Annotated in this window: 15 protein-coding genes; 1 reads left to right on the top strand and 14 read right to left on the bottom strand. The window is 56.5% G+C overall.

Annotation, left to right across the window (positions count from 1 at the left end; all coding sequences use genetic code 11):
• The first annotated feature begins 205 nt into the window (after window positions 1–205).
• The gene (locus VGJ94_16600) at window positions 206–1,483 is read left to right on the top strand and encodes an MFS transporter (protein HEY3278237.1); all 1,278 of its coding nucleotides are present in this window, start codon (window positions 206–208) and stop codon (window positions 1,481–1,483) included.
• A 25-nt stretch (window positions 1,484–1,508) separates the two neighbouring features.
• Here VGJ94_16600 and VGJ94_16595 read toward each other — a convergent pair whose 3' ends face one another.
• From VGJ94_16595 to rnr, 14 genes are all read right to left on the bottom strand, one after another.
• On the bottom strand, window positions 1,509–2,945 hold the full coding sequence (locus tag VGJ94_16595) for an NADH-quinone oxidoreductase subunit N (GenBank protein ID HEY3278236.1): 1,437 nt from the start codon (window positions 2,943–2,945) through the stop codon (window positions 1,509–1,511).
• Entirely contained in the window at window positions 2,932–4,506 is a 1,575-nt protein-coding gene (locus VGJ94_16590; GenBank protein ID HEY3278235.1) for an NADH-quinone oxidoreductase subunit M, read from the bottom strand. Before VGJ94_16590 ends, VGJ94_16595 begins: the two co-directional genes overlap by 14 nt.
• Window positions 4,503–6,377: an NADH-quinone oxidoreductase subunit L gene (gene nuoL / locus VGJ94_16585; GenBank protein HEY3278234.1), complete on the bottom strand. Its 1,875-nt coding sequence runs from the start codon at window positions 6,375–6,377 to the stop codon at window positions 4,503–4,505. The genes VGJ94_16590 and nuoL overlap by 4 nt, the downstream gene beginning before the upstream one ends.
• A gap of 229 nt (window positions 6,378–6,606) precedes the next feature.
• A complete protein-coding gene (gene nuoK, locus VGJ94_16580; GenBank protein ID HEY3278233.1) occupies window positions 6,607–6,918 on the bottom strand; it encodes an NADH-quinone oxidoreductase subunit NuoK in 312 nt (103 codons plus the stop codon).
• On the bottom strand, window positions 6,915–7,433 hold the full coding sequence (nuoJ, locus tag VGJ94_16575) for an NADH-quinone oxidoreductase subunit J (GenBank protein ID HEY3278232.1): 519 nt from the start codon (window positions 7,431–7,433) through the stop codon (window positions 6,915–6,917). Before nuoJ ends, nuoK begins: the two co-directional genes overlap by 4 nt.
• 60 nt (window positions 7,434–7,493) lie before the next feature.
• A complete protein-coding gene (nuoI, locus tag VGJ94_16570) occupies window positions 7,494–8,009 on the bottom strand; it encodes an NADH-quinone oxidoreductase subunit NuoI (GenBank protein ID HEY3278231.1) in 516 nt (171 codons plus the stop codon).
• A 5-nt stretch (window positions 8,010–8,014) separates the two neighbouring features.
• The gene (gene nuoH / locus VGJ94_16565) at window positions 8,015–8,974 is read right to left on the bottom strand and encodes an NADH-quinone oxidoreductase subunit NuoH (GenBank protein HEY3278230.1); all 960 of its coding nucleotides are present in this window, start codon (window positions 8,972–8,974) and stop codon (window positions 8,015–8,017) included.
• On the bottom strand, window positions 8,964–11,708 hold the full coding sequence (nuoG, locus tag VGJ94_16560; protein HEY3278229.1) for an NADH-quinone oxidoreductase subunit NuoG: 2,745 nt from the start codon (window positions 11,706–11,708) through the stop codon (window positions 8,964–8,966). Before nuoG ends, nuoH begins: the two co-directional genes overlap by 11 nt.
• Window positions 11,687–12,967 carry an NADH-quinone oxidoreductase subunit NuoF gene (gene nuoF / locus VGJ94_16555; protein ID HEY3278228.1) on the bottom strand — a complete coding sequence of 427 codons (1,281 nt, stop codon included), beginning with the start codon at window positions 12,965–12,967 and terminating at the stop codon, window positions 11,687–11,689. Before nuoF ends, nuoG begins: the two co-directional genes overlap by 22 nt.
• Window positions 12,968–12,972: 5 nt before the next feature.
• On the bottom strand, window positions 12,973–13,443 hold the full coding sequence (gene nuoE / locus VGJ94_16550) for an NADH-quinone oxidoreductase subunit NuoE (protein ID HEY3278227.1): 471 nt from the start codon (window positions 13,441–13,443) through the stop codon (window positions 12,973–12,975).
• Between the two features lie 11 nt (window positions 13,444–13,454).
• Window positions 13,455–15,206, bottom strand: coding sequence for an NADH-quinone oxidoreductase subunit C/D (gene nuoC / locus VGJ94_16545; GenBank protein ID HEY3278226.1), 1,752 nt, complete (start codon window positions 15,204–15,206; stop codon window positions 13,455–13,457).
• Window positions 15,203–15,835 (bottom strand): NADH-quinone oxidoreductase subunit B family protein, encoded by a 633-nt coding sequence (locus VGJ94_16540; protein HEY3278225.1) that lies wholly within the window; start codon window positions 15,833–15,835, stop codon window positions 15,203–15,205. The genes nuoC and VGJ94_16540 overlap by 4 nt, the downstream gene beginning before the upstream one ends.
• Window positions 15,832–16,251, bottom strand: a complete 420-nt coding sequence (ndhC, locus tag VGJ94_16535; GenBank protein ID HEY3278224.1) for an NADH-quinone oxidoreductase subunit A — start codon at window positions 16,249–16,251, stop codon at window positions 15,832–15,834. Before ndhC ends, VGJ94_16540 begins: the two co-directional genes overlap by 4 nt.
• Before the next feature lie 216 nt (window positions 16,252–16,467).
• On the bottom strand, window positions 16,468–18,221 hold a 1,754-nt coding region (gene rnr, locus VGJ94_16530), incomplete at its 5' end, for a ribonuclease R (GenBank protein ID HEY3278223.1).

Here is an 18,221-nt window from a genome sequence, read left to right as displayed (position 1 = left end):
CATCCAATAAATAAACCAATCAGCAAATAAAATAAGCTATTCAGTCTGAAAGTCAAGAGATCAGTCGAGCCGGGAAATCCCCTGCCCGAGTGGCCGCGTTGCATACACGCAACCGGCCATTTTTCTTTTGTAATTTATGCCGACATATAGTAACCTGCACGATTAAAGAGTAAGTAAAACCATGCTTCAGCCGGAGGAGTGAGCCTTGAATAAAAACACGGCCGGTCGTCATTTCTTTTATGGTTGGTATATAGTCATTGCCGCCTTCGTGATCCTTTTCTTCAACTCCGGGGCGCGCTACGCCTTCGGGGTGATGTTCAAGCCGATCATAGGGGAGTTCGGCTGGAGCCGCGGCGCGGTCTCTCTCGTCTTCTTCGTGAATATGGTGGTCTTCGCCATATCCCTTTTTGTCGTGGGGAAACTCTACGACCGGTACGGACCCAAATGGGTCATCATCATCTCGACAATTTTTATCTCCGTGGGATTCATAATGACCTCTTTTATGAACTCCATAGTCCAGTTCTTCTTCTCCTATGGCATTCTCGCCGCCTTCGGAATAGCGGGGACTGCCGTTCCGCTCATGGCGACCCTCACGAGCAAATGGTTCGACAGGTGGCGCGGTATGGCGATAAGCGCATCCCTTTCGGGAAACTCGATAGGCCAATTCGCCCTGGTCCCGCTCATGAGCCTCTTCGCCCTCAACTTCGGCTGGCGGTCGTCCTATTTCTATATCGGGATCGTCATGCTGGTGGTCAATATCATACTGGCAATCTTCGTGATCAAAGGAGATCCCGCGCAGCTCGGACTGAAGCCCTTCGGCTACGTGGAAAAGAAGCCGGTCGAGACGCCGGAGGCCGGAACAGCTCCCGTTCTGCCCGATGAGGACATGAACCTCAAGCAGGCCATGGGAACCTCTTCATTCTGGATTTTCGCGGGGGTGATGTTCATCTGCGGGGGAGGTGATTATTTCGCCACCACCCACCTCATACCCCTGGCCACCGATTACGGTATCTCTCCCATGACGGCAGGCAACATGCTCGGTCTCTACGGCCTCATGAGCCTGGCGGGAATACTCATCGCCGGGCCTGCAGCGGATTTCATCGGGAGCAAGATCCCCATCATCCTCACCTTCGTGCTGAGGGTCTTCCTCTTCGCAATGGTCCTGAAATTCAAGAGCGTGACGAGCCTCTATGTCTTCGCCCTTGCCTTCGGCTTTACCCACCTCATTACCGCACCTCTCACTCCCATGCTCGTGGGAAAGCTCTACGGTGTGCGCCACCTGGGCATCCTGACTGGCGTCATCAATACCGCCCATTTCCTCGGCGCAGGGTTCTGGCCTTACGCCGCGGGTGTCATTTTCGACATTACGGGAACCTATCAAATAGCCTTCGCATTCCTTGCGGTCATGGCCTTTGTGGCCGCGGTGAGCATGCTGTTCCTCAAGGAGAGGAGACATTTTGTGGCGCAGCCCGCGGGCCGCTGAAGAGCCGCGGCGCGGCTTCAATAGGTCATGCGGCCGCGCCCATGCCGAAGACCATGTCGATGAGTGACGACGGCAGAATTCCCCAGAAAATCAGAAGCGCCGCGAGCACCGCGATGACAAAACAACTGAGCCGGGAGACCTTCGGCAGCGGCCCCTCCGCAATTCCAAATGGCGCCGCAAACAGGGCAGCCGCGACGCGAAGGTAATAAAAGAGGCCGATCGCGCTGTTTATCAACAGGGCAAGCACAAGATAGACGAGTGCCGAGCTCATGCCTGCCGTGATCACGAAAAATTTGGCCATGAAACCGGCGGTCAGCGGCATGCCCGCGAGAGAAAGCAGGGTAAGGGTAAAAGCGCCTGCAAGCCAGGGATGGCGGGAATAGAGCCCCTTATAGTCCTCGATCGAGGTCTTCTCCTCCGGGCCCGTGGAGAGTAGGCCGATAATGGAAAAGGCGGCGACGGTGGTCACGAAATATTGGGCGAGATAGAAGAGGATCGCCCCAACCCTCAAAGATCCCATAGATAAGAAAGCGACCAGAATGTAGCCGAAATGAGCGATGGAGGAGTATGCGAGAAGGCGCTTCACATTGTCCTGAAAGAGGGCGAGAAGATTTCCCGTGAACATCGAGGCCACGGCCAGGAGCGCGAAAACGCCGAAAAGGGCGGCATGGGCCGAGAAATCGATGTTGATGAAGAACCGGAGCAGGAGGGCGAATACGGCTCCCTTCGAAACGGTGGCAATGAAGGCGGTCACCGGCGCCGGGGCGCCTTCATATACGTCGGGCGTCCACATGTGAAAGGGTACGATGGCCAGTTTGAACCCTATCCCCGTGATCATCATCATGATTCCCGCCCAAAGCATGGGATCGATTGAAAAAGAAAAGATCAGGCGGGCAACCCCCGAGAACTCCATTACACCCAGCCGTGCATAAAGAAGGGCCATCCCGAAGAGCAGGAACGACGAGGAAACCGATGAGAGGATGAGGTACTTGATGCCGGCCTCGACCCCCTTTTTTCCCGAGGAAGAGTAGGCGATCAGTCCGTAGAGGGGGACCGTGAGGGCCTCGAGGCCCAGGAAAAAAGCGGCGAAATGGTCGCTTGCAACCACTACCATGGCGCCCAGGGTGGAGATGAGTTGAAGGATATAGAACTCATCAGTGCCGGATTTCCGGATTTTCAAATAATTTCGCGAGACGAGGGAGACGGCGAGGGAGGCGAAAAGGAGGAGGCCCGCAAGAAAGAGCGTATAATCGTCCATGATGAGAAGGGGTGCAATGAGGCGTTCATAAGGGGGGCGCAAAGAAACAAAAGGGATCGCCACGAGGGCGCATAGAAGACCTCCGATCGTGATTGAAAGTACCGGTCCGCGGCCTCTCCTCGCGGCGCTCGCCAAAAGGGCGGCCACAATCGCGGCGGCCACGAGAGCAAGGGGCATAAGGGAATAGAGATTATCGAGGGTCACGATACACTTCCCTTACGACGGCAGATACCCTGCGCACTTTTCCGGCCTCGGGCACTTCTTTGGATGCGATTTCGTTACGGACCTTCAGGGGTTCCTTTGTGGATTGCACCAGGTTATCGAGACTGGTCCGGGTGGAGTTGACGAGAGTCTGGGGGTATATGCCTATCCATAAGATGAGGAGCACGAGGAGGGCAAAAGGCGCCATCTCGCGGGCCGAGAGGTCGTCCGCGTGCGTTCCCTCCCTCAATCCGCCGAAAAAAGTGCGGCTCACGAAACTGAGGGCGTAAATTACCGCGGCCGCCATGCCGGAAGCTGCGATCGCGGTAAAGGTGACGCTTTCACTGTAGGTCCCGAGGAGTATGAGGAACTCGGCGATGAAATTGCCCAGACCGGGAAGGGCCAGCGATGCGAGGGCAAAGAAAAGCCCGACTCCTCCCATGCGCGGGGCCGTTCTCCAGAGGCCGCCCATCCGTGACATCTCGCGCGTCCCTGTCCGTTCCTCCAGCGCCCCGGCGAGAAGAAAGAGCGCACCGGTGCTCAACCCGTGACAGACAATCTGGAGCATCACCCCCTGCAGGGCAAGCCCATTCCAGGCAAAAATACCGAGAAGCACAAATCCCATATGGCTGATGCTCGTGTATGCGATAAGACGCTTTAAATCCGTTTGCGAGAAGGCCAGCAACGCGCCGTAAATGATGCCTGCTACCGCGAGCACCATCCCCGCCGGAGCGCACAAATCCGCCGCACCCGGAAAGAAGGGCACCGCAAAGCGGATCATGCCGTATGCGCCTGTCTTCAGGAGCAGGCCCGCGAGAATGATACTGCCCCCGGTGGGCGCCTCCGTATGTGCGTCAGGGAGCCACGAATGAAAGGGCGGGGCGGCGAGCTTCACAAGAAAGGCGGCGGCGAAGGCAAGGAATAGGGCGAGCTCGATGCTTGCCGGAAGGGAAGTGTGAAGCAGGTCGGGGTAATCAAAAGAATAACGGCCCGTCTGGGCCCCATTAAGAAATACGAGACTAATGATGGCAGCGAGCATAAGCAGGCCACCCGCATGGGTGAAGATAAAGAATTTGACTGCCCCGAAGAACCGGCGCTCGTGTCCCCAAAGGGCAATGATGAAATACATGGGAATAAGCATCATCTCCCAGAAAAAATAAAAGAGGAACAGGTCGAGGGCGAGAAACACCCCTATCACGCCCGTCAGGCAGAAGAGAAGATTGAAATGGAAAAAACCCACCCGCTCCGTAATCCCTTTCCACGATGAGACTACGGCGACTGCCCCCAGTAAAGAAGTAAGGAGTACCAGTAGGAGGCTGATGCCGTCGATTGCAAGATGGAAGGTGACGCCGAGGCCCGGAAGCCAATCAGCCCTCGTCTCCGCGAGCCAGAGCCCCGTTCCCGTTTTGCCCGGGGAGGAGATCCACCATATGATGCCCCCCGCGCACTCCGAGAGCAGGGTGACCAAGGCGATCCAGCGTGGCCAGAGACTTCCCAGTCTGCCTGCGGCCCCGCAAAGAACACCTGCCACCCCGGGGATAAGGATGAAGAGTGTGGGAATCATAGGAAGATCACCATCCCGATCAGGACGATTGCCCCCAGGACCATGAAAGTGGCATACCACCTCACGTTCCCCGTCTGCATGGCGCAAAGCATGCGGTACACGGCCACGCTCGCCCTGCCGATACCCCTGGACCAGAGATCGAGGAAATCATTTCTGTTAAGTTGAGCAAGAAAGAGAAAGGGGGTTACGAATACTATGGCGTAGAGACGGTCAAAACCCCATCCGGAATAGAGGAATCGCCCCAGGGGCGCCCGTGCCAGGTCTCTGTCATATCCGTGCTCTCTGGTAGTCCAAACATAGGCGAGGAAGATTCCTCCCAATGAAGTCAGAAGAGAAAGGACTATAAGGGCTGTCTGCCCGCTCATGGAGAGGTCTGTGACGAGCGGGAAGTTTTTCTCCATGAATCGGGAGAAAAGACCGACGCCTCCCAAGACCGGCGGTGTCTCAACATACCCTCCCATAAGAGCGAGAGCCGACAGGATGACAAGGCTGATAGTCGCCGCAGGGTGGCTCCCTTTTTCAGGCATGCCCTTTTCCTTACCGAAAAAGATGATGAAGAAAGGACGAAATATATAGACCGAAGTAATGAGCGCCCCCGCGAGTCCCGCAACCAAAAGCATGGGTCCTCCTATGGGAGATGTCCAAACGCCGGAGAGGATCATCTCTTTGCTGAAAAACCCCCCGGTAATAAAAGGGATTGCAGCCAGAGAAGCCGAGCCGATAAAGAAGGTCCAGAAGGCCAACGGGAGTGCCTTCCTTAATCCTCCCATGCGGGAGATATCGCGCTCATCCCCGAGCGCCTGGATGACCAGTCCCGCGCTGAGAAAAAGGAGCGCCTTTGAAAAGGCATGGATCACAAGGTGAAAAACCGCCGCGACCCATGCGCCCACGCCCAGGGCCAAGAACATATAGCCGATCTGACTCATGGTGGAATAGGCGAGGAGACGCTTGATATCCCTCTGCACGAGGGCACTCGAGCCGGCGAGCAGGATCGTCGCCGCCCCGAGTGCGGCTACGATTAACTGCACCGCGGGGGCAAGGGAGAAGAATATATGGGTACGGGCGATAAGGTATACCCCGGCCGTCACCATGGTTGCCGCATGGATGAGGGCACTCACCGGGGTCGGTCCGGCCATGGCATCGGGAAGCCACGTCTGAAGCGGGAGTTGGGCCGACTTTCCAAGGGCCCCCGCAAGGATCAGGGAAGCCACGGCAATCGCGGTAGCGGAGCCCGCGCGCCAGTCAGCGGATGCCGTGGCCATTGCATCCTGGATATTAAGGGTCCCGAGGTTGTGGTATATGATGAAAATAGCGAAAACCAGGGCAACATCGCCGATCCTGGTTATAAAAAACGCCTTAAAGGCCGCCCTCATATTCTCTTCCTTTTGATACCAGAAGCCTATGAGAAGGTAGCTGCACAACCCGACCCCCTCCCACCCAAGGTAAAGGAGGAGCAGGTTGTCGGCAAGCACGAGGAGCAGCATAGAGGCTACAAAAAGGTTCATGTGGGCGAAGAACCTGCCATATCCTATTTCGCCAGCCATATAAGGGACTGAATAGAGGAGAATCAGGAACCCGACCCAGCTCACCACAAGGACCATGGTCAGGGAGAGGGGATCGAGGAGGAAGGAGATGGAGGGGCTGAAACCTCCCGCCTGGAGCCACATCCAAAGGGTAAGAGTGTAGGGGGCTTGTCCCGGAAAATGGTTCATGAACTGAAGCATTACGAGAGAAGCGGTTATGGCCGACAGGGCCGACGGAGTCGCACCGAGGAGGGCTAGGGAGTTCCGTGGGAAGCGGGACCCGAAAAGGGTTAGTATGACGAAACCGGCGAGGGGCCAGGCGGGAATGAGCCAGAGAGAATCAATCATAGTCGTTCACGTCGCCTCCCGCGTAAAGCGCTGCTTAAGGTATCTACTTCTGGCTCCTGTCGGGCATCCGGTAAAACCGGCCGAGCCGCCTCTCCCCGCGCTCCTTGCAACCGAAACGGCAGCGGGAGGGGCCCTCCTTCCGGCCCTTTACGTCAGCCGGTGAAAGGCATCGTACCAGTTAAATAACCTATGAGAGAGCCTCTGCACATCCTTAAGGAGATCCATGCCCTTATCCCCTCATCTGCCTCGCGGACTCCGTCTCCAGGCCCTTATGCTGCTCCCGGAATTTCAGCAGGAGGGCGAGGCCGACCGCTACTTCGGAGGCAGCTACCGCAAGGATGAAGATGAACATTACCTGTCCGTCGGCGTGTCCCCAGGCGGCCCCCGCTACGATAAAGGCCAGTCCTGCGGCATTCAGCATGATTTCGAGCGAGAAGAGAATGAAGATCATATTCCGCCTCGCCATGACCCCGCCCAAGCCTATGGCAAAGAGAATTCCGGCCAGGACGAGTCCATATTCCATGGATATGAGGGGCATCATCGCCTTTTATCCTCCCCTGCCGGTCTCTCCTTGTGATGGCGCGCCAGATGAAAAGCCGCCGCGAGTCCCGCAAGAAGAAGCATCGACGCAATCTCTATGCCGAGTGCATAAGGGCCGTAGAGTTCCGCGGCGACCTCCCCGGGAGAGACCATCTGTACGGGATAAGGACGTTCCATCCCTTTTATGATTGCGTAGGCGATCTCGGCTAACAGGACGGAAGAGAGGATCACCGGACCCGCGAATAGGGGAAGAATACGGTTTTTTCGACCACCTTCCCTTGCATGTCCAAGGTCAAGCATCATGACTACGAAGACGAAGAGCACCATTATGGCCCCCGCGTAAATAATCACCTCCAGTGTCGCTGCAAACGGGGCCCCCAGGACATAAAAGATAAGGCCTGTAGAGAGGAGGGAGACAACAAGGTAAAGGAGGGCATGCACGGCATGGGAGCATGTGACCACCATAATGGTAGACACTACGGCGACTCCGCCCGCGACAAAAAAGAGAATGTTCATTGCCTTGCCTCTCTCGTGCTCCTACATCCCATTTCTTCAATCCTCAACCGGGAACTTCTTTCATGGAAGAAGGCTCCGCACATCCACGGGGGGAAGCTCGGATTCGGCTTCGCCTTTATCTTTGCCTTGAATCGCAAGGCCGGCTACCTTGTAGAAATCGTAATCCGGGTATTTGCCGGGTCCGTTGATGAGCAGGTCCTCCTTTTCATATACGAGATTCGCACGAAGGTACTCGCCCATCTCGAAATCGGGTGTAAGCTGTATCGCATACGTAGGGCATGCCTCTTCACAGAAACCGCAAAAGATACACCGCGAGAAATTGATGCGGAAGAATTCGGGATACCTTCTTCCCGATGCATCTTCATTGGCCTGGAGGGAGATACAGTCGACGGGGCAGGCCACCGCGCAGAGGTAGCATGCCACACACCGCTCCATGCCGTCGGGGTCACGGGAAAGGATGATACGCCCTCTCCATCGCGGCGGGACCGGTCTTTTCTCTTCCGGATAAAGCACTGTTTCCCGTTTCCGTATCGTGTGGAGGAGAATGGTCCCCATGGTCCTCAAGAGACTCAGCACCCTTATCACCCCTTGACCTTGAGAAGAAGAATTGCCCCTGTGGCCGCCAGATTGAGCAGGGAGAGGGGCAGGATGGCTTTCCAGCCGAATGCCATCAGCTGATCGTACCTGGGTCGAGGCAGGGATGCCCTCAATAGAATGAAGCCACAGAGGAACACAAAAGTCTTCAGGCCGAACCAGACTGCAGGCGGCAGCAGGGGGCCCTGCCATCCTCCAAAAAAGGCAGTGGTGATGAGGGCGGATAAAAGGGTGATGTTCAAGTATTCACCCACATAAAACATCCCGAATTTCATGCCTGAATATTCGGAGTGGTATCCCGCCACAAGTTCATTCTCCGCCTCCGGCAGGTCGAAAGGCAGCCGGTGACTTCCCGCCACGGCCGCGAGTGAAAAGGTGACGAAACCGACGCACTGGGGCACGCAGAACCACATGTCCGCCTGGGCCTCTACTATTTCCCTCAGGCTGAAAGAGCCTGCCATCAATACCACGCCCATGAGGGACAGACCCATGAACACCTCATAACTTACCATCTGCGCCACGGCTCTGAGCGCCCCCAGGAGTGAATATTTACTGCCCGACGACCAGCCCGCGAGTACAATGCTATAGGTGCCAAGGGAGGTCATGGCAAGAAAAAAGAGTGCCCCCACGTTGAGGTCGATCACCTGTATACCGGGTCCCACCGGCACTATGGTGAAAGAGAGAAGTACGGTGACCATAATAATGGCAGGGGCGATTACAAAAAGAAATTTATCGGCAAAGGGAGGTATCCAGTCTTCCTTTGATAGGATTTTTACCATGTCGGCAAGGGGCTGAAAGAGACCGAAGGGGCCGACCCTGTTGGGCCCGAAGCGGTCCTGCCATAGAGCGAGGAGCCTCCTTTCCAGCCATATGAGCCACGCAGCCACGCCGAGGGCGCCGAATAATGTCCCTGCCACGACAATAACCTGTCTCACCTCACCTTTCATGACCCGCCTTCCTTAGCTCAATATATGCACCTCCGAGGTTTTGTGCGAAGCCGGGAAGCCCGAGCGGGACGCCCACCGCATGTTCGGGAAAATCGGCTGTTACGTGTGCCGGAGCGCGGCAGGGGCCACCCGGGAGATGGGCTTCTACCAGGTCGCCCTCCCCGATACCCAGCCTTTTCGCATCGGACGCATTGAGAATAAAACGGGCCTCGGGGGTCCGCTCTTGTATGGCGGGCGCGAGGAGGCTCAACTCTTCGGAGCCGAATATATGGGCGATGGGTACCACGAGAAAGAGAACCGCCGCGACATCGGCTTCGAGAGGGACCGGTTCCAGGTAATCACCGCCTCCGGGACCGGGCTTGATAAGTCGAATGCCCGGATCGCCGCCGCGAAGGGGTCCTCCCACCTCCGTCTGAAACTTATTGACCGCCTGAACGGAGTTCCATGCGGGCGCCCAAAAGCGGGGGATGAGGGGAGACGGCAGCTCTCCTCCGTAACCTTCCATGGTGAAGGCAAGCGGTGTTTCGGGGTCATGGGGAGACTCAGGTTCGTGCACCGTGATATCGGCGTGTAGGGAGGTACGTCCGCTCTCACGGTGAGGTTCCCGTGGAATCTTGCGGCCCCTGACCCTGAACCCTGAAAGTGGTGCACAGTCCGGAAGTAACCGAAGGTCGGGAAAGGCCTCCGCGAGGGAGGTGATGCACTCATCCAGGGTATGGGGCTGCCTCCCCCGGGCCTCTCCATCCATTTTCGCCATATCCGAAAGCCACGCCCGGCTCGGCCTGATATCCCCCTGGGAAATAAAGAGCTGAAAAAAGCGTTGTGCCCGTCCCTCGCCGCTCACCAATGTGCCCGTAGTCTCGGCAAAAGTTGCGGCCGGCAGGACGAGGTCGGAGGCAGCCGTGGTCCCATTCTGTAAACAATCTAAACTTATCACATGCCGGCATTTTTGAAGACACGCAGCGGCCCGTTCCCGACTGGTCCTCCTGAAGAGGTCATTTTCCAGGATTATAAGGGTATCGGCCCGACCTTCTTCAATCTCCTGAAATGCATCTTCTACAGCCCTGCCATGAGAGCAGATGAGGCCGAGGCCGAGGCTGTTGCATTCGGGCATCACAAAAGACAAGCCCGCTTCATGTCCTGCCCTGGATAAAGCGTGAGATAAATTTACCGCTCCGTCAACCAATGCGGGATTTCCCATAGTGACTCCGGAGATGATGAAGGGGCAACGGAGGTTTTTCATCGACTCTGCCAGAATGGCCGCAAACGATGCCTCATCCTCCCTTAGGTCCCTAATCTCAGGGGAGCGGCTGTCAACCAGATGGGCCGCGGCAAAGGCAATACGGGCGCAATTTTCAGGGGTGGCTCTCAACACATGGGTGGCAAACCCGTCGAGCCAGGTGCTCATAGGGGTCACCACAAAGAGGGCCCCCTTCTTTCCCTGGGTCGCGGACCTCCAGGCGCTGTCATCCCATCGATGAATACCGAATCTCTCTGCCTCGGCGAGAGGTGAGTTTCTTTGTGCTTTGAGCACGGAGAGGGCGAGCATAGGGGCGGTGTTGGTGATATCCTCACCGAGCACGAGGACTCCATCCCCCGATCCCACTTCCTGAAGCGAGGGGATACGGGCGGGACCTTCCTTCAGCATTGAAATGATCCGTAAGATGAGAGCCAGCTCCTTTGAGCCCATACCCGCATAAAAACGGTCAACGCCCACCAGGGCGCGAAGTGCGAAATTGGATTCCAGAGACGCGCGGGGAGAACCTATAGCCACGACGCCGTTGCTTTCTTTCCATATCTCGTGAAAAAGCCGAAGAGCCTCCACTTTCCCGATAGCGCTCGCACTACCGGCTACCCTTTTGTTTAGGAGGGGGCTATGAATCCTTAAGGGGCTATTCACGAATTCATGGCCATAGCGGCCCCGGTCGCAGAGGAAATAGCCGTTCACCTCTCCATTGAACCGGTTTCGCACCCGTCTCAGCTCGCCGTACCGCTCCGCGGGATGAATATTACAGCCGAGGCCGCAAAGGACGCACAGCGATGGCGCTGTGGCAAGGTCCCAGGGTCTCGTATAGCGTTTCTTGAACTGTTTATCGGTAAACACCCCGGTGGGACATACCTCGGCAAGGTTGCCGCTGAATACGTTTTCAAGAGGTCCGTCCTCATGCCGTCCGAAATAGACATGGTTGCGGGATGCAAATACATTGAGATCGCGACCGCCGGCATAATCGCGGTAGAATCGCACACAGCGGTAGCATTGGATGCACCGGTTCATTTCATGATTGAGAAATCCACCCAGATTCTGATTTCTGTACGTCCGCTTTTTAAACCGGTTGCGCCTCATCACGTGACCGGTCATTAGGGTCATGTCCTGGAGGTGGCATTCCCCGCCCTCGTCACACACGGGGCAATCATGGGGGTGGTTCAGCATGAGCCATTCGATGTTGGCGGCCCTGAACTTTGTCACCTCCGTGTCGTTCACCGATACCCGCATGCCTTCGGCAAGAGGGGTCATGCACGACATGACGATCTTTCCGATGTGGTCCTTTTCGTCCTTATAGAGTTTCACGGCGCACTGGCGGCAGGCGCCCACCGATTCGAGGGCGGGATGCCAGCAGAAATAGGGCACATCAATTCCGAGGGAGAGACAGGCGCGTAGAAGACTCTGATCCCCTTTCACCTCATGGGCAGCGCCGTCCACATAGATGGAGATCATTGAGCCTTGTACGGACAACGTCCCTCCCTGATATGGGTCTCGAAATCAGCCCTGAAGTATTTGAGGGCGCTTTGAAGGGGTTCCATGGCCCCGGGCGCGTGGGCGCAGAAGGTCCGACCGGGGCCGAGGAGCTTCGTCTGCTCCTCGAGGAGCGTCAGATCGTCCTCGCGGCCCGAGCCGTCCTCGATGGCCTTAACGATTTCCGCGACCCAGGGAAGTCCTTCCCTGCAGGGCGTGCACCACCCGCAGGACTCACGGGCAAAAAAGCGCTCCAGGTTCGCCACCATGCCCACAGGGCAGGTTTTGTCGTCGAGGATGACCATGGTCCCTGTTCCCAGTCGGCTGCCCGCCTTTTGCATCGAATCGAAATCCATCATCGTCTCCAGATGCTCCTCCACGAGAAAATCGGTTGACCCTCCTCCGGGAAGCATGCCTTTGAACCGGAAACCGTCCCCCATCCCTCCTGCATATTCTTCAAAGAGCTCCCGGATCGTGATTCCCATCGGAAGCTCCCATGCACCGGGTTTCTTCACTCTTCCGCTGACTCCGTACATTTTCGTGCCCCCATCCCGGCACCTGCTCAAGCCCCGGTACCACTCAGCCCCATTTCGTATGATGTGGGATACGTTCGACAGGGTCTCCGCATTGTTCACTATGGTGGGTCTTCCCCATAAGCCTGCGACCTGGGGGAAAGGAGGTTTTGAGCGCGGTATGGCCCTTTTCCCCTCGAGGGCGTTGAGGAGTGCGGTCTCTTCCCCGCAGATATAGCGCCCCGCGCTTACGTGAAGGTATAGGTCGACCGAAAAATCCGAGCCGAGAATGTGCTTCCCCGCAAAACCCGCTTCATAAGCCTCCGAGACTGCTCTTCTTAGCCGCCTTGCCGATTCCCCGTATTCCCAACGGAGGAAGACGTATGCCCGGTCGGCTCCTGTTGCGTAGCTTCCTATGATCATGCCTTCGATAAGCTGGTGGGGATTTCCCTCCATGAGGATCCTGTCCTTGAATGCGCCCGGCTCCATCTCGTCCGAATTGGAGATGAAATACCGGTGTCCCCCGGTACCATCGTCGGCAGGGGTGACGCTCCACTTCAGACCCGTGGGAAAGCCTGCCCCACCTCTTCCCCGAAGACTCGAGGCCTTCACCTCTTCCAGAACCTGTGAAGGGGTCATCTCCTTTACGGCTTTTCGAAGGCCTTCGTAGCCTCCACCTTTCCTATACTCTTTTATGCTGAGTGGCTCTCCGTCGGGCTTTATCCGGCCGGTAAGGGGACGCTCCATTCTCTCTAGTCCTCCACGCAGGCATCGAGGAGCTTTTCCATGGCCTCTCCATCGAGATTCGTATAGAGCTTCCCGTCAACCATGGCTGCCGGCGCATGGTCGCAGGCGCCCATGCAGCTTGCGGGCAGAAGGGTAAACCTGCCGTCAGCGGTTGTCTCTCCGAAACCTATGCCAAGGCGGCTTTTTACGCGAGCCCGTACCTCGTCGTATCCGAGGGCCCAGCAGGTCACGCTATCACAGAGGAGTATGAGGTGCCTGCCCACGGGTTTCCGGAAAATGAAGGGATAGAACGTGGCGAGACCGTCGAGCTCTTCCGGTGTCATGGCGAGAAACGCCGCCAAATCCCGAATCGCTTCGTCGGATATGTAGCCCCGGGATCGCTGCACGATCGTCAAGGATTCTACCGAGGCCGCCCCGGGGTTTTCCGTAAGATCGAGCATGCGCCGTAGATCTCTTATCTCTTCCTCGGTCAACATAATCATTCCTCCTAGCGGTCCACGTCTCCTAGTACATAATCGATACTCCCCAAAATGGCGATCAGATCGGCGATCATGAGACCCTTACTCACCATGGGCACCACCTGGAGGTGTGCGAATGAGGGGGTCCGGATACGGGTGCGGTATGACATCGTATTGCCGTCGCTTATGAGGTAATAGCCGGTGTTTCCCTTTGATGCCTCTATGGTGCAGGCCGCCTCCCCCGGCGGAACGACCGGTCCCCAGCTCACGTTGAGAAAATGGGCGATCAGCGTCTCGATATCGTGCATGGTCCGCTCTTTGCGGGGAGGCGTCGTAAGGGGGTGTTCCGACTTATAAGGCCCCGACGGCATGTTATCCACGCACTGTTCGATGATCCTGAGGCTCTGGCGTATCTCTTCGACCCGAACGCGTGCCCTGCTGTAACAGTCGCCCTCAGTCGCCACAGGGACTTCGAAATCGAACCGGTCATAACCGGAGTAGGGTCTCGTTTTTCGCAGATCCCAGGCGAGGCCGCAGGCCCGTAAATTAGGTCCTGTCACGCCCCAGTCAATGGCATCCTGGAGAGAGAGGATGCCAACGCCCTTGGTGCGTTTTTTAAAAATACTGTTTTTCATGACCAGCTTCTCATATTCCCTCAGTCTTGCCGGCATATAGGCAATGAACTCCCGGACCGGCTTTTCCCACTCATCGGGCAGGTCGTCCGCCACTCCCCCGATACGAAACCACTCCGGATGCATTCTGCCCCCGCAGATCGCCTCGATGATTCGGAAAAGGCGCTCCCGGTCATTAAAGGTGAAAAATACCGGCGACATGGCCCCCAGGTCCTGCGCAAAAGTGCCGTAGAAGACGAGGTGGCTCGCGATTCTGAAAAGCTCCGCGATCATGACGCGTACCACCATTGCCTTTTCCGGGACTTCTATTCCTGCGAGCTGTTCCACGGCGAGGACGTAAGGGAAGTTATTCATCGAGCCGCTCAGGTAGTCTATACGATCCGTAAAAGGGATATAGGTGTGCCAGGACTGGCGCTCGCCCATCTTCTCCGCTCCGCGGTGATGGTAGCCTATATCGAGGGCCATGCGGGTAATCTCTTCTCCATCGAGCTCGAGTATCACCCTCAGTACTCCATGGGTGCCCGGATGATGGGGACCCAGGTTGAGTACCATCATCTCCTTATCTCCGCCGATCTCGCCCGACCAGTCTCTTTCGGGGTGAAACATGAGGCGTTCCGCTTCCGCTGCCTGAGCGTCGGTCATTTGAAAAGGCGCCAACTCCGTTGCCCTGGCCGGATGTTCCTTTCTGAGAGGATGGCCCTTCCAGGCGGGGGGCATGAGGATACGGCGCAAGTCGGGGTGGCCGTCAAATGAGATGCCGAAGAGGTCCCATACCTCCCGTTCGTACCAATTTGCCGAGGGCCATATATCGACGACACTCGATGGGCGGGGTAGTTCCTCGCCCACGGGTATCTTCACACGAACGTCTTCCTTTCTTCCATAGGAGAGAAGGTGGTAGACGACGGTGAAGGCCGATTCGGGCTGTCCCTCGCGATGGATTCGCTCTCTTTCATCTATGGCGGTAAGATCGTAGAGTGTCCGGTACGGGTCGCTCACTTCATGGTGGAGGTAGCTGAGTACTTCTCTCACCGTAGCCCCTTCGGCCCAGAGGGTGGGTATGCCGTCGCTTGTTGCCTGGATGGCGATTCTATCTTCGCCGAAAACCTTTCTGACCTCTTTCGCGATACCCTCGGTCTGTCCGTCTATCATTCTATTCTCCGGGGAGATCGAAGCAGGGTCGCCGACTGCCTTGCCGTTCTTTTCAAATCCTTCATCGAGGGTGGTGCGGGGATATTGCGCTCGCCGGTCGGCCCTATCCACGACAGCGGGCGCCTTTGTGTGCCTACCGCATCGGCGAGGAGCAAAAGTCCCTCCATGAACGCGTCCGGACTCGGCGGGCACCCGGGAACGTAGACATCGACGGGGAGGAATTTATCCACCCCTTGCACGACGCTATAGATGTCGTACATGCCGCCTGAATTGGCGCAAGAGCCCATCGATATGACCCAGCGCGGCTCCATCATCTGATCGTAAAGACGCTTTATTATAGGGGCCATCTTGATGAAAGGGGTTCCCGCGATCACCATGAGATCCGCTTCTCTCGGGGTTGCGCGAATAACTTCCGCACCGAAGCGGGCGATGTCATAGCGGCTCGTGAGGCTCGCCGCCATCTCCACGTAGCAGCAGGAGAGCCCGAAATTAAAAGGCCAGATCGAATTTTTCCGCCCCCAGGCCACGAGATCCTCGAGACGGGAGAGGATAAGGGTGTGCTTCACCGCGTCTTCGGGAGAGGACCCTTCAAGGGCACCTCTCCTCGGTCTTGTGGGTTTCCATTTCAAGGTAGCCTGTCTCCGGACCGATCTGCCTGCGGTCCCTTTCCCGCCGCCCAATCAAGGCCGCCAAGCCTCCACAGGTAGAGGAGCGCGGCGAGGAGCACGCCGATGAAGATCATGGCAGTCACATATCCGCTCCATCCCGATTCTCTTAAGCAGACCGCCCAGGCATAAATGAAAAGGGCCTCCACATCGAAAATGACGAAAAATAGAGCCACAAGAAAATATCGTATGTCGGCAGCGCGAGCAATGGTTTTGGCAGGGGCGATGCCCGATTCATAGGGTTCGCCGGTAGTTCTTCCCTCATGCCTCTCGCCGAGCACATAAGAGAGGAAGATCATGACAAAAACCACCCCCAGGGCGCCTGCCGTAAATAGGCCGAGGGGCCAGAGGGGGGATGAAGGGTATGCTCCGCCGTTCATGAGAGGCTCCACATTGTCAAGACCTTTTCAAGTCCTGTCTGGGTTGGAAAGGGGCAGCAGGACTGGCCCCGTCCCGCGACCTTGATGTAAATGTAAGGTGCAAGGGTATGGCTGTCAACGCGGGCGCATTACGAGGTCAGGGCTGTATCGAGTATTTTAGAAAAGCATTTTAATGCGATGGCTCATGAAAGGCCTCAATGAGGCGAGACTGTCATTCTAAGCCAGAGTGAAGTGGAGGAGATTCTTCTCCACGTCGGCCAGGGCTACCCTGATGCGGACCCGGTCTCCGATGCGGTATATCTTTCTGGTGCGCCTGCCGATGAGGCGGTATTTCTCTTCCTGAAAAAGATAATAATCGTCGAAAAGCTCCGACAGGAGCACGATCCCTTCAACGAAGACCTCTGTGGGCTCAATGAAAATGCCGAAGGACGTCAGGTGGGTAATGATCCCCTCGTATTCCTCTCCGATCTTGTCTTTCATAAAGAGGACCCTGATCCGATCCTCTAACTCCCTCTCCGCATCCATGGCAATCCGCTCCCGTTCGGACAGATGGATCGACATTGCTTCGAGTTCCTTTTCATTCTTATATGCAGCGCCCCCATCGAGAAAGCTTTTCAAGACCCTGTGGCAGATAAGATCGGGATATCGCCTTATGGGAGAGGTAAAATGAAGGTAACAGGGGGAAGCGAGACCGAAGTGACCTTTATTCTGGGGCGAATAACGGGCCTGTTTCATGGACCTCAAGAGGACCCGGTTTATGAGAAACTCGTAATCCTTGCCTCGTACCGTATCGAGAATGGCACGCAGCGCCTTAATATCTTTTACGCCTCCCTTATGGGGTACGGTCAAGGTGGCGAGGAGTTTTTCCAGGTCCCGGAGCTTCTCTTTTTCCGGCTCTTCATGGACCCTGTAGACGGCGGGGACTTTGTTTTCGGCGAGAAAACGGGCAACCGCCTCGTTGGCGGCGATCATGAATTCTTCTATAAGTCTGTGGGAGAAAAGCCTTTCCGCCCTTAAAATGTCTTTTATTCCCCCTTCGATATCGAGAAGGACCTCAGGCTCGGGCAGATCGAAATCGAGACTGCCCCTCTGCTCCCGCTGGGCGGTGAGCAGGTTGGCAAGAGCCGCCATATGGGTCAGCATGGGGAGCAAGGGTTTCAGTTCTTTCCTCGTATTCCTGTCCTTCGTTATGAGGGCGTTTTCCACCTGCTTATAGGTGAGCCGCGCATGGCTCCTGATAATCGATTTGTGGAAAGATGTCTTTATAATGGCACCGCTATTGTCAAAATCCATTATAGCGGTGAGGGTATACCGGTCTTCGTCCGGATTCAGGCTGCACGTTACGTTGGAGAGGGCCTTGGGGAGCATGGGGAGTACCCGTCCGGGAAAATAGATACTCGTGCCTCTTTCGAACGCTTCCCGATCGAGGGAAGAATCTATCGGCACGAAGTGAGAGACGTCGGCGATAGAAACGTAGAGGGTGTATCCCTTGCGCCCCTTTATCACACATACGGCATCATCGAAATCCTTCGCGAATTCACCGTCAATCGTTACATGGGCCGTCTCCCTCAGGTCGAGCCGGTCTTCCGCCGCGGCCCGGGCTCCCGCCTTCTCCGCTTCGGCCTCGGTTCCTCTTCTAAACTTCAAGGGGAGGTTGTGCTTATACTCCACAAACTGGGCTATCGATTCGAGAGTGGATAAGCCCCCGAAGAGTTTCAATATCCTGCACTCAGGCTCTATGCCTTCGTCGGGAAAGACGGTTACGCGGGCTGCCACGAGGTCTCCGTCCTTGAGTTTCCGCTTCCGCGGATCGCTTACGATAAAATGGTGGGATATCCTGTTGTCTTCGGGAACGAGGAAGGCGATATTCTTGCTCGTTTTTATAAACCCGACCACGTTTTGCATCTTTCGCTGGGCGACCTTTATGATCTTGCCCTCTTTTCTGCCCCGAGCCACATGCTCCACCCGCG

The organism is Syntrophorhabdaceae bacterium, assembly GCA_036504895.1.
Lineage (GTDB): Bacteria > Desulfobacterota > Syntrophorhabdia > Syntrophorhabdales > Syntrophorhabdaceae > PNOM01.
Note: the sequence above shows the minus strand (reverse complement) of the source record. Positions and strands in the feature narration are given on the sequence as shown.

Excerpts from the sequence above, each read along its gene's own strand:
- VGJ94_16590 (HEY3278235.1), bottom strand. The coding sequence starts at position 4,506 with ATGATTCCCACACTCTTCATCCTTATCCCCGGGGTGGCAGGTGTTCTT.
- nuoL (HEY3278234.1), bottom strand. The coding sequence starts at position 6,377 with ATGATTGATTCTCTCTGGCTCATTCCCGCCTGGCCCCTCGCCGGTTTC.
- nuoK (HEY3278233.1), bottom strand. The coding sequence starts at position 6,918 with ATGATGCCCCTCATATCCATGGAATATGGACTCGTCCTGGCCGGAATT.
- nuoJ (HEY3278232.1), bottom strand. The coding sequence starts at position 7,433 with ATGAACATTCTCTTTTTTGTCGCGGGCGGAGTCGCCGTAGTGTCTACC.
- nuoH (HEY3278230.1), bottom strand. The coding sequence starts at position 8,974 with ATGAAAGGTGAGGTGAGACAGGTTATTGTCGTGGCAGGGACATTATTC.
- nuoF (HEY3278228.1), bottom strand. The coding sequence starts at position 12,967 with ATGGAGCGTCCCCTTACCGGCCGGATAAAGCCCGACGGAGAGCCACTC.
- nuoE (HEY3278227.1), bottom strand. The coding sequence starts at position 13,443 with ATGTTGACCGAGGAAGAGATAAGAGATCTACGGCGCATGCTCGATCTT.
- nuoC (HEY3278226.1), bottom strand. The coding sequence starts at position 15,206 with ATGATAGACGGACAGACCGAGGGTATCGCGAAAGAGGTCAGAAAGGTT.
- ndhC (HEY3278224.1), bottom strand. The coding sequence starts at position 16,251 with ATGAACGGCGGAGCATACCCTTCATCCCCCCTCTGGCCCCTCGGCCTA.